The organism is Photobacterium sp. SKA34, from assembly GCF_000153325.1.
Lineage (GTDB): Bacteria > Pseudomonadota > Gammaproteobacteria > Enterobacterales > Vibrionaceae > Photobacterium.
In genome coordinates this window covers 234447-246946 of record NZ_CH724141.1, presented here as the reverse complement: position 1 = coordinate 246946, position 12500 = coordinate 234447, and the positions used below count along the sequence as shown (strand labels likewise).

The window sequence follows — 12500 nt, the reverse complement described above, 5'->3', positions numbered from 1 at the left end:
ACAACATGCCGTTGTTAACCTTTGTGCTGAGTGTATATTAGAGTTTAGATGTAATTAATAGGCTAAAAGTGTTTAGATAAATTCCATATGGCTAATAATAAATTATTTGATGGTATCACTGTTTTTGTTCAAGTAGTGAAATGTGGTGGTTTTGGTGCAGCAGCAGAAGTCACAGGACACTCTAGTTCTTATGTAAGTAAAGAAATCGCCAAGCTTGAAAGTCGTTTAGGGGTTCGACTACTTAATCGTACTACAAGGAGTATTGCTTTAACTCCAGAAGGGAAGACTTATTATCAAGAGTGTGTTCAACTTATTAATGATGCAGAACAATCTGTTGCGGAAATAACAAAAAGTACTATTGAGCCCAAAGGAACGCTAAAAGTTAGTTGCCCTGTATGGTTTGGCAAATATTATTTAGCTGATGTTTTCACAACATATTTATCTCGATACCCTGAAGCCACGCTCGATCTAGATATGAGTGATAAGTCTATTGATGTGATTGCCGATGGTTATGATTTAGTTATCCGTGCTACCGCTAAATTAGATGATTCGAGTTTAATTTGTAAGCGTATTTATAGCAGCAGAATTTGCACAGTGGCATCAAAACAGTATTTAAAAGATTATGGCTACCTTCAACACCCTTCAGAATTATCCGATCATAGCTGCTTTTGTTACTCTAATTTGAAAAAATTTAATGTGTGGGGATACCGAGATAGAGTAGGTAACAAAACACTTGTCGACGTACATCAACGCGTATCGAGCAATAATACGGAAATGTCACTAGCACTGGTTAATAATGGATTGGGTATTATCCGTATACCTGAATTTTATATTGAGACACAACTACAATCAGGTGAGTTAGTGTTATTATTTGATGATTATATACCCCCTCAACTGGACGTGTACGCGTTATATCCTACCCGTAAGCACCTCTCTGCAAAAGTGAAATGCTTTATTGAAATTTTGGATAAATCATTAATAAATAACAAATAATAGATTTTTTTACGATGTATTTAAATTTATTTAATTAAGCAAGTTGTATAATTAGTAAATATGAGAGCAAGAACACAGATACAAAATTCATGAATAATGGTGTGAAATAACATAATTGAGTGAATAAGGGTAAATCAGTCAAGATAGTCTCACTTTCAAAAACAAATCAGGACGTAAAACAATGACTGAATATTTCCAAGGTATTACAAAAATTGAGTTTGAAGGACCAGAGAGTGACAACCCATTAGCCTTTCGTTTCTACCAGCCAGATCAAGTGGTACTTGGTAAAACGATGAAAGAGCATTTACGATTTGCGGCTTGTTATTGGCATAATTTTTGTTGGCCTGGTGCTGATGTTTTTGGATCACCAACATTTGATCGCCGCTGGCAGCAACCATCAAATCCATTAGAGATGGCAAAAGCAAAAGCAAATGCAGCTTTTGAATTTTTCTCTAAACTTGGCGTACCTTACTATTGTTTTCATGATACTGATGTTGCGCCTGAAGGAAACTCTCTTTTTGAGTACCGTAATAATTTCTCTGAAATGGTTGATATTCTTGAGCAGAAGCAAGAAGAAACCGGTTTGAAATTACTTTGGGGTACAGCGAATGCTTTTTCAAACCCTCGTTATATGAGTGGTGCTGCGACAAACCCTAATCCAGAAGTATTTGCGTATGCAGCGAGTCAAATTTCTCACGCAATGGAAGCGACTAAACGACTTGGTGGAGAGAACTACGTTTTATGGGGTGGTCGAGAAGGTTATGAAACACTATTAAATACTGATTTACGCCAAGAGCGCCAACAGTTGGGGCGTATGCTTCAAATGGTTGTAGAGCATAAGCATAAAATTGGCTTTAAAGGGGCAATTCTAATTGAACCTAAACCACAAGAGCCAACTAAACATCAGTATGATTATGATGTTGCGACTGTGTATGGATTTTTAAAGCAGTTTGGTTTGGAAAATGAAGTTAAAGTAAACATTGAAGCGAACCATGCAACTTTAGCTGGTCATAGTTTCCATCATGAAATCGCAACAGCCATTTCACTAGGTCTCTTTGGCTCTGTTGATGCAAACAGAGGTGACCCACAACTAGGCTGGGATACTGATCAATTCCCAGTAAGTGTTGAAGAAAATACATTAGTTATGTATGAAATTCTAAAGGCTGGTGGCTTTACAACTGGTGGACTTAATTTTGATGCGCATGTACGTCGCCAATCTATTGATAACAAAGACTTGTTCACGGGTCATATTGGTGCAATGGATGTAATGGCTAAATCATTACTAAATGCAGCTGACCTGCTTAAGGATGATAAACTTTCTCAACATGTTGCTGAGCGCTATAAAGGCTGGAGCCAACCATTGGGTCAGGAAATTTTATCTGGTAATTTATCATTAGCTGCATTAACAGATAAAGCCATTACAAATAATTTCCAACCTAAACCAATTTCTGGTCAACAAGAAACATTAGAAAATGTAGTTAATCGTTATATTTATAAATAGTGATATGCATTAAACAAAAAGGCCAGTCTAAGACTTAATGCCGTTCGGATAAGCATCATCGTTTATACCTAAACGGATACTTGGATGGCACAAACAGGACTGAACGTGGAAACGTTCGGTCCTTTCTTTTATCTGGAAGAATAAAGTGGCTCACGGCCTCACGCATTTGCTTGAGCTTCGCTGGGAGTGTTCCATCTGGACTTAATGCTAACCACCTAAGCTGGTTGTCAATGAGGTTAATTGCTGCCGTAAAACTCACTCGAGTCGGCTTCACATCTGCATCTGCGGCTATCTGTACCATTTCTAGTCGCACTAAGTTATATGCTAGCAACACCCCCCAGAGTTCTTGTTTTACTCCAGATGGGAACCGACTCCTCAGGGTAACTTCGCTTTGCAACTGAGTTTGTTTTATCTCACCAAAGCCTTCTTCTATCTCCCAACGCTGCCAGTAGATACGCAGTAGCTCTTCGAGTGGGTATTGATTTGGGTCTACCAAAGAGGTAATAAAACCTTCAATTTCACCCGCAGGATCTTTGTACAGTATAAGCCTTGCTTGCCAGGTGTCAGGCAGCTCAGAGTTCTTCTTTCTCGCCTGCGGCGATATTGGCATCTCGATGAGCATGTCGTTGTGAGCGTATTCCTCAAGAACTTCATAACGAAGCTTACGCTTTATTGGTGTTAACCAGTGACTGTTAGTTGCCGCTTTTTGCCAGTTAATTAGTAAATCTGCAGAGAAATAGCAACGGTCGAATAAGGTTAGTGAATTACAGGGAACATCTGTTAGCAGGCGATGCGCTAATGTCGCTTCACCAACATTGCACGCATCAAACGATGCGCCCAGCATCATGCGAGTTTCAGCAGCCATCAGTCCAACTAATCGAAGCTGAGGGTAAGGTTTGTAGCTCTTAGAAATGAAGCCAAATGATTCAGCATTTTCTTCTGAGTCAGGACATCGAAAAGTCGTACCGTCGACAGCAAGAACATTGAGTTTTAGGACGCTGTTTAGCTGAAGTGCATCGGCTTTCCATGCCGAAATAGCTGTCTTAAAAAGTGCGGCTAAGGGAGCCTCATCCAATCGACGTCGACTGTCCGTGAGAACACTAGGCGCAACTCTAGACCAACTATTCTCTGGTTGAGGTTGAAGAGCTAAGTCTAGAGAGCTGCATACTTCCTTGATAGATTTGTTGCGTTGCAAACCCATCCAAATGACGAGCCATACGGCTTGTTGAGCTGGTAATCGGCGACGCCGAATACTTGCTTTGTTAGTATTATGAAGAGCCTGTTCAATCCATTCCATCTCAATAGCATTGACAACAGACTCATAGTTACTACTATTTTCTATCGTTTCATGCGCTTGGTTTAACTCATCAAATAACATATAAAAATCCCTACCAACAAAAGTTGGTAGGGATTATCACGCGATCTTAGGATCGTTCAAGTACCTTAAACGATCGGCATTAAGTCTAAGACTGGCCTTTTTTATTATAAAAGACTGCATGATAGTCTTTTATAATATTTCTATTTTTACGTTTGTGTCCTTTGCCGAATAGATAACAAATATAGTAAGATTATATAATCATACTATATGGTGTGGTTTTAGAGCTTTGACAAGGAAAACATAAAAGGAAAACAATCCTCTTTGTAGTTATTATTTTAATTACTCTCTTTTGAATAGTATAAGTATCTAATTTTGTATTTTTATAAATCATATTAAACTAAATTTTCTATATCTTGCCATTCGGTGAAAACTCGATATGGTGATATAGAATATCTACACTACGCCAATCAATATGGTTTCCTTATGCGAATGTTTGCGTCGAAGATGTTTTCATAATAACTTTAACTTTGAAATGAATTCAGCCTTATGAAAAGTCCTTAATAAGGCTGAGGTATTTAAGTTATATGAACTGAAAATTATTATCTAACACTATTACCATAGTCTTTATGTATAAAGCATAAAAACATTAATGGTAATAATGCCAACAAAGCAAAGCCCAAGAATGGCAATATTGATATATGAGATGATGATACTACATTACTATTGCTTCCAAGTCGTATAAATATTGAAACCAAGGTGATTCCTATAGCGAATGAGATCTGAGTAAACAGATTATTTAATACATTTGCTGAATTTAAAAATGGTTTTGGTAGTTCTGAAAATGCTAGTGTGTTGTATAAACTAAACTGTAATGATCTCATACAACCTATTAAAAATAGCATCACACAAATAAACAAAATATTATGCTGACCATACCAACATCCTAGAATTGACAATGTACTTATTAATGATGATATGATAAGTGGCTTTTTAAATCCGCATTTAGTTATTATCGAGGTTGTAAATGTTTTCATCAAAAGATTCCCAGCAAACATCGTTAAAATAATATTACCGGATTCAATCATTGAAAGTCCAAGTTCAGATTGAAGGAATAAAGGGATTAAAATAGGTAATCCACTAAGTGCTGCGCGACAAATACTTCCTGAAATTAATGTGTGTTTAAAGTTTTTATCATTTTTCCATGGGGCTAAGGAAAAGATAGGGGATTCAGATTTACTAATATGATTGTTTAATAGCGTACCAAAAATAATACTACTTGTGAGTAACGCCCAAGGTATTATGCGATTAATACCAAAGTTACTCAGCCAGTCTAAGCTACCAAGACCCATTACCAGCATAAGCGATGATAGTAAAAAGCCGAGAGAATCTAACTTAATTCGTGATTGTTTATTAATATTTTCTGTAGGTAAAAAGTACCAAGCTAAGAAAAATAAAATAATTGCAATTGGAATATTAATAAAGAATATCCAGTGCCAAGAGTAATAAGTTGTGATGTATGCACCTAACGATGGGCCAAATATTGGCGCAATTAAGCCTGGCCAAACTAATATCGATATCCTCTTAGCAAGCTCGCTTTTTTTACTATTTTGAATAACAAATAGACGACCGACAGGTACCATTAAGGCCGCACCAATCCCTTGAACTACTTCAGAACTAAGAAATAAATATATATTATTACTAAAGCCACAACCAAAAGAACCAATAGTAAATAATATAATGGCAAATAAAAAAGTGTTTTTACATCCAAAGTTTTTAGCTGACCAGCCACCGATTGGTAAGAAAATAGCAAGCGTCATAATATAAACAGCTATTGCCATCGTTATCGTAGTTGAATGAACAGATAAATCGTTTGCAATATTGTTGATTGCAGTAACTGCAATAGTACTATCAAGCTGTTCCATAAAGAATGCAATAGCTATTAGTAGCGTAAGGCCTGTTAATCGATTAGATGAAAGGGAAGTATTCATTATAAAATCCCCCCTTTTTCCATTGTTTGTATTAATTTAAAATTAGTCATAATTTTCCCTATAGATTCGATAGCATAGGGATTTTCCGCACGCTATCGAACCATTAATAAAATGATTTGTAGCGCGCTCAATAACGTCAGCGCTTACGGACTAAAAGAGCTCTAGTCACCCTTGTAAGATATGTGGGCTTTTATGAGAACAATCTTAATAGATTTTCATATAAATATAAATACCTATTTGGAATAAATCAAAGGAGGATTTCAAGCTGAATATAAGAGTAGAACGGTGGATTCAATGTTTCTTACTTGCGCAATTTTGTTGTTAATACATTTAGTTGCTACCTGATAATGATGAAGTGTAATAAATAAAATGCCTGAGACAAGTCAGGCATTTTTTAGCAAATAATCATACTTATTTGAAACAAATTTATTTTTAGTTAACTATTTTTTAAACATAGTAAAAAATTAATTAATTGTGAGTGACTGTCTCTAACTCATCAGGCTTTTCCCATAATTCTTCTAATTCTTCTAACGACTTTCCTTTTGTTTCTGGAACAAAGCGATGAACAAAATAAATTGTCACTAAGCCCATAACACCATAGAACCAGAATGGAAAACCACCGTTAAATTCTTTAAATAGCCAACTATTTTGATCATTCATCATTGGGAATGTTTGAGATACAGCATAGTTAGCGACCCATTGCGCAAAAACGGCGATTGACAAGGCTTTTGAACGAACATTATTCGGGAATATCTCAGAAAGAAGTACCCAAGTAACTGGACCTAACGATAATGCAAATGCAGCAATATAAGTGAGAACAAAGAAGAGTAGGTATCCACCAATTGCGTTCAAATAAGCAGCTGTACCGATCGCTATCATACTAACAGCCATCAAGCCAGATCCTAACATCATGAGTGGCTTTCGACCGTATTTATCAACAGTGATAATCGCAATAACAGTAAAGGTAAGATTTACCGCACCAACTAATATTGTTTGGAGAAGTGCTAGATCAGTACTTGATGAACTAAAGCTTTTCAAAATTACTGGAGCATAGTAAAGAAAAACATTAATACCAGTGACTTGTTGTAAAACGCTCAACATTATTCCGATCACTAAAATAGGTAAAATTTTTCGAGAGGTGACACTTGCGGTACCAACTTCAACCAATGAATCCTTTATCTCTTTCCATTGGTTATCAAAGTCTTTTCCTTTACTAATTTTAGATAATAATTCTTTTGCTTGTTCATCACGTCCGCGCATTGCAAGCCATCGAGGTGTTTCTGGAACGCTAAATAATAAGCAGAAAAATAGACCTGCAGGGATCATTTCTGAACCAAACATATAACGCCAGCCCATCTCATTTAGCCAAGATTCAGAGCCCATTAAGGCAATACCATAATTGACAAAATATACCACTAACATACCAAAAATAATCGCAAACTGATTACATGATACAAGCGCGCCCCGTTTTTGTGGCGGTGCTATTTCAGCAATATACATAGGTGAAACCATTGAAGCGATACCCACACCAATACCACCAATAATGCGATAGAAAATAAAGGTCCAATATTGGTCTGGGATAGCTGAGCCTAACGCCGAAATGAAGAATAATAATGCAGCAATAAGTAACGCACCACGGCGTCCGTATTTTGTACTGGTATAACCTGCGGCGATTGCACCAATTACACAGCCTATTAGTGCCGATGCAGCGGCAAAGCCAAGTTCTGCTGGATTAAGGTTAAAGAATGTTTGTAGAGATTCTGTTGCTCCTGAAATGACAGCAGTATCATAACCGAAGAGGAGACCGCCAAGTGCGACCACTAGGGTTATTTGTAAAACATTAGGATGTTTCATACTTTGTGCTCCGTAGGGGAATGTTATAGTTGTGAAACCATTCTTATACCTAGAGGCAATGGGATAAATTACGATAAACGGTAATTGGATTACGCTATTTTATTATTGTGATGAAGACCCATAACTAAAAAAGGCTACTGGTTAAGTAGCCTTGAAGATGAAGTTTTATTATAAAACTTAATGTATGTGTTTTGTTGCCTGATAAAGCTGTGTGAATTTCTCACGTAATTTTGAATAGTGGTGGTGACGTATCATGTTGGGTTGGTGTACTTCTATTAAGCGGGGAGTTGGACATACCTCTTCGAGAGTTTTATTATCGGTAATAGCAAGTTGAGCTAATCTTGCTGCGCCCAATGCGGGGCCCACATTACCTCCCTCACGAAGCGTAAGCGGTTTTGCGAAAATATCACATAACATTTGACGCCAATAATGACTTTGAGTACCGCCACCAATTAATGTGATTTCATCGGGCTGCTGCCCCGTAACGTGAAGTGCATCTAAGCCATCTGCTAATGCAAACCCAACTCCTTGAAGAACGGCCTGAGCCATATCGCTTCGTGTTGTATTATGATTCAGTCCGTAAAATACGCCACAGGCAAGTGGGTCATTATGAGGGGTTCTTTCTCCGGATAAATAGGGAAGAAATAGCAGATTTGACTCTGGATTTGCAGTAGTTTCTACATCATTTAGCATTTCAGATACTGATTCATAATTAACCAGTTTTACAACCCAATCTAAACATGATGCAGCACTTAAAATCACTGACATCGTATGCCATGTATTTGGTAATGCATGGCAAAAACTATGTAGTGCAGACTCTGGGTTAATAGTAAATCTATCGCTGACAGCAAAATAAACGCCAGAAGTTCCGAGCGACAACATTGATTGGCCTGGCTTTATGATGCCAGCACCAATAGCACCAGCCGCATTATCGCCACCACCTGCTACTACTGGAACGTTATGCATTCCCCATTTTAGGGCTAAATTATCATTCAAATACCCTGTAATTTGATTACCTTCATACAGTTTTGGCATGTGGGAGAGATTTAACCCGGTAGCTGCTAATAGCTCTTGATTCCACTGTCTTTTTCCAACGTCAAGCCACATTGTACCTGCAGCGTCTGACATATCCGTTCCAAAATTTCCTGTGAGACAGAAGCGAAGGTAGTCTTTAGGTAATAAAACTTTGTCTATTTGTGCAAATACCTCTGGTTCATTTTGTTGTACCCATTTGACTTTAGGGGCTGTAAAACCAGGCATCATTGTAGTGGTCAACTAAAATTGGCCACGGTTTTAGAGTTTTCCCAATATAATCGTTCTGATTCGTTGGGAGTTAGGCCGCCATTATATTGATGCGGCCTGAGTTGACAGTAATACCCGATAATGTAGCGGATGATCTCTTGTTGAGCTTCAGCAAAACTACGATAACCCACTGTTGGCACCCATTCGGTCTTTAAGCTTCTAAAGAAACGCTCCATTGGTGCATTATCCCAGCAATTTCCTCGGCGAGATAAACTCTGTTTTATCTTAAAACGCCACAGTAATTGACGGTACTTTCGACTTGTATAGTGGCTACCTTGATCGCTGTGGAACATGACGCCTTTCGGCTTACCACGCGACTCATAAGCCATTGAAAGAGCTTTGCCTGTCAGACTGGAATCAGGTGATAAAGACATCGACCAACCAATCACTTTGCGGGCAAAAAGATCAATAACAACCGCTAAATACATCCAGCGATTTCCTGTCCAAATATACGTAACATCACCAACCCAAACTTCATTTGGGGCGGTAACAGCAAACTGTCGGCCCAAGTGATTTGGAACCTCAACATGTTCTTGAGAAGCCTTTCTGTATCGATGCTTTGGCTGTTGGCAACTGACTAAACCAAGCTCTCTCATGAGTTTTGTTGCTCGGTATCGGCTCAGTTTTAAACCCTGATTTGTGACTATATCTGCAATAGTCCTCGCTCCCGCAGAGGCGTTGCTTGCTGCGTGGGCCTCACTAACTAAGCTGCGAAGTTTGACTGTTTCCGCCCTAATCGCTGTTGGACGCTTTAGCCAATAGTTATAACTACTTCGATGAACATTGAAGACTTCGCATAATGTTTTTACGCTATAGCTCTGCTTGAGTTTCTTGATCATCAAGAATTGTTCAGTGAGTCCGACATCAACAGAGCCGTGGCTTTTTTTAATATTTCATTATGCTCTTCAAGACGAGCTAACTTCTTTTTTAATTCCCGAATTTCTATTTGCTCAGGGGTCATAGGCGAAGCTTTTGGCGTTTTGCCTTGTCGTTCTTGTTTAAGCTGACGAACCCATTTATCCATCGTGGATTTACCCACATTCATGGCTTGGGCGGCTTCTGCCACTGAGTAATTTTGATCAATCACTAACTGTGAAGCCTCGAGCTTGAATTCTGCGCTGAATAGTCGTCTTGTACGATTTGTCATAGTGTCACCTGTTAACGTATGAAGTGATGATATCACCTCTAACTAAGTGACCAAATTCACTATGCCACTACACATGATATTGCCTGTTATTTGACGACTATTTGGAACTTCTTTCTCGAGTAATTCGCACTCTGATTGGCTCCGCCCATCATTCCACAGTATCGCAGGCCTAATGCAATTACCTTTTTTATCTAATAGTGTGGCACCATGCATTTGTCCTGAAAGTCCAATTGCTTTAACCAAACTTAAATCATGAATATTTGCAATTTCTCTAACTGCTTTTGTAGTTGCAGAAAACCATTCAGTTGGTTCTTGTTCTGACCATAAAGGGTGAGGTCGAGATACGTTTAATGGTGAAGATGCGCTAGCTAAAATATCACCACACTCATTAGTAACAATAACTTTAACACTCGATGTCCCTAGATCTATACCTAAATACATATTCACTTCCTATAAGAAATTACTCGATACTTGAACTATGTTGTCAGGTTAAATAAAAGACGCAATTATGTTTTTTAGTAGGCTTATTTATGGATTTTATATTTGAGTAATACGTCACACTGGAGAATTATATGTCGTGTTAGTATATGAATAATTATCCGAACAATAAGAAGATAACTGCATACATGCCCAAGAATTATCGAATAACATTGCTTTTTAATGCAAATAAAGCGTATGACCGCCAAGTGATAGAAGGGATCGGTAACTACCTTGATAAATATCACTGTGATTGGGATTTACTCATGGAAGAAGACTTTACTTATTGTGCTAAGAAGTTAGATTCTATGGTTTGTGATGGCATCATTGCTGATATGGATGACGATAATATTCGGACATTAGTGAGTCAGGTTGATGTTCCAATTGTTGGAGTAGGGATCTCATTTAATGATCCGAATGATTATCCAAAAGTGCCTTATGTTGCAACGTAAACGCCCCATGAACCCACGGGGCGATATTTGTTAGTGTTTGAGGTTCCAAGGTAGGAGTGCATCGATATCGGGCTCAGCTTTCGCGAGCTCTTTCATGCACTTGACCATGTAGTCGTAGAGGATAAGGCCGTTGGCTTTCGCAGTCTCGACGATGCTGTAAAGCATCGCACTCGCATCAGCACCATTTGGCGTGTTCGAGAACAACCAGTTCTTTCTGCCAATGACCAGCGGTTTAATTGCGCGTTCAGCGCGGTTATTGTCTATCGATAAGTGACCGTCATCGATATAGCGGATCACCTTCGGCCATTGGCCGAGCGTGTATTTTATCGCTTTACCCAGCGGGCTAGACGCTATCACTTGTTGAGATGTCATCCACTCGTACAACTCGTCCAGTATCGGTTTGCTATGCAGTTGACGTTCTGCTTTTCGTGTTTCGACAGTCGCACCTTTTAAGCGCGATTCTATCCCATAGAGCTTCTGGATTTTGGCCAGCGCTTTATCTGCTTTGCCTGACTTACCTTTACCTTGAAGCTTCTTAGCCTCCATGAACTTTCGCCGTGCATGTGCCATGCAGCCAACATTGGTGACGTGATAAAGACCATCATAGGCACCATAGCCATCGGTTTGTAGATAACCACTGTAATCCCCCAAGAAGGCAACAGGGCATGCCCTCGCGCGACTGTTTTGATAGTCGTACAAGGCAATATTCTTCACATTGGGGAGTGCGGCTTCTGGCGAGTCTGCGCCCGAGCAGTAGAGCCACATGTAACACTGTTTTTCTTCCTTGAGAACATTGAGTGGCGTTTCATCCGCCTGGAACACCACTTGTTGAAGTAGGTGCTCTTTTAGAGCGGCATAGAGTGGTTTGAACTTCTCACTAACTTGGATAACCCATCTGGCCATAGTGGTTCGTGATAGCTCGATTCCCGACTGGGTAAACAGCGACTCTTGGCGGTAAAGTGGCATCGCGTACTGGTATTTGCCAAGAATGATGTTGGCAAGCAAGCTTTCTGTGGCAAAGCTCTTCGGGATAATGCTTTGCGGTGCTGGCTTTTGAACGATGTGATTGCTGTCTTCAGTTTGCTCGCACTGGCGGCAAGCATATTTAGGGCGAACATATTCCAGCACTTTGAGTACGGCTGGCGAAAACTCCAGCTTTTCACTGCTGTCTTCACCGATTTTATGCAGGTCATGATTGCAGCATGCACACTGCTTTTCATGGTCGTCTAAATCAAGTTCGATAACTTCACGAGGTAAGGTCTTTGGAAGAGGCTTACGCTTACCGCGTTTCTTCGTTGTGGTTGTGGTGGTCGTCGTAACCTCAACCTCTTCTTCCTTAGCGGCTTCACATTCCGCTTCGTTGAAGAGGTCACCTTGAGATTCATCGTAGGGCTTTAACGCCTCCGAGCGTTTTGCGAACTGGCGGTCGAAAGCCAGTTTGAGTTGCTCAAGCAGAGATTGACGCTCT

The 12500-nt window shown here is 39.3% G+C and carries 10 protein-coding genes; 3 read left to right on the top strand and 7 right to left on the bottom strand.

Annotated elements, in window-relative coordinates; genetic code table 11:
- Window positions 1–87 precede the first annotated feature (87 nt).
- Window positions 88–993, top strand: a complete 906-nt coding sequence (locus SKA34_RS02460) for a LysR family transcriptional regulator (RefSeq protein ID WP_006643916.1) — start codon at window positions 88–90, stop codon at window positions 991–993.
- A 181-nt stretch (window positions 994–1174) separates the two neighbouring features.
- The gene (xylA, locus tag SKA34_RS02455; RefSeq protein WP_006643915.1) at window positions 1175–2494 is read left to right on the top strand and encodes a xylose isomerase; all 1320 of its coding nucleotides are present in this window, start codon (window positions 1175–1177) and stop codon (window positions 2492–2494) included.
- Window positions 2495–2549: 55 nt separating this feature from the next.
- Here xylA and SKA34_RS02450 read toward each other — a convergent pair whose 3' ends face one another.
- The 6 genes from SKA34_RS02450 to SKA34_RS02420 form a co-directional block, all read right to left on the bottom strand.
- The gene (locus tag SKA34_RS02450) at window positions 2550–3872 is read right to left on the bottom strand and encodes an IS4-like element ISPhsp1 family transposase (RefSeq protein ID WP_006643914.1); all 1323 of its coding nucleotides are present in this window, start codon (window positions 3870–3872) and stop codon (window positions 2550–2552) included.
- 539 nt (window positions 3873–4411) lie between these two features.
- The gene (locus tag SKA34_RS02445) at window positions 4412–5800 is read right to left on the bottom strand and encodes an MFS transporter (protein ID WP_006643913.1); all 1389 of its coding nucleotides are present in this window, start codon (window positions 5798–5800) and stop codon (window positions 4412–4414) included.
- A gap of 468 nt (window positions 5801–6268) precedes the next feature.
- The gene (gene xylE, locus SKA34_RS02440) at window positions 6269–7654 is read right to left on the bottom strand and encodes a D-xylose transporter XylE (protein WP_006643912.1); all 1386 of its coding nucleotides are present in this window, start codon (window positions 7652–7654) and stop codon (window positions 6269–6271) included.
- A gap of 177 nt (window positions 7655–7831) precedes the next feature.
- On the bottom strand, window positions 7832–8929 hold the full coding sequence (gene xylB / locus SKA34_RS02435) for a xylulokinase (protein WP_232284200.1): 1098 nt from the start codon (window positions 8927–8929) through the stop codon (window positions 7832–7834).
- Window positions 8926–10103, bottom strand: a protein-coding gene (locus SKA34_RS02430) for an IS3 family transposase (RefSeq protein ID WP_086004105.1) whose coding sequence is annotated in 2 segments (ribosomal slippage) — window positions 8926–9845 and window positions 9845–10103 — 1179 coding nt in all. Because the reading frame shifts where the segments join, the coding sequence is not laid out codon by codon here. The genes xylB and SKA34_RS02430 overlap by 4 nt, the downstream gene beginning before the upstream one ends.
- A gap of 42 nt (window positions 10104–10145) precedes the next feature.
- Window positions 10146–10544: an FGGY family carbohydrate kinase gene (locus tag SKA34_RS02420; RefSeq protein WP_006643910.1), complete on the bottom strand. Its 399-nt coding sequence runs from the start codon at window positions 10542–10544 to the stop codon at window positions 10146–10148.
- Window positions 10545–10729: 185 nt separating this feature from the next.
- Here SKA34_RS02420 and SKA34_RS02415 point away from each other — a divergent pair, with 185 nt between their 5' ends.
- A complete protein-coding gene (locus SKA34_RS02415) occupies window positions 10730–11032 on the top strand; it encodes a hypothetical protein (protein WP_006643909.1) in 303 nt (100 codons plus the stop codon).
- A gap of 30 nt (window positions 11033–11062) precedes the next feature.
- On the opposite strand, the gene SKA34_RS02410 is transcribed toward SKA34_RS02415, so the two are convergent.
- On the bottom strand, window positions 11063–12500 hold a 1438-nt coding region (locus SKA34_RS02410; protein ID WP_006643908.1), incomplete at its 5' end, for an IS66 family transposase.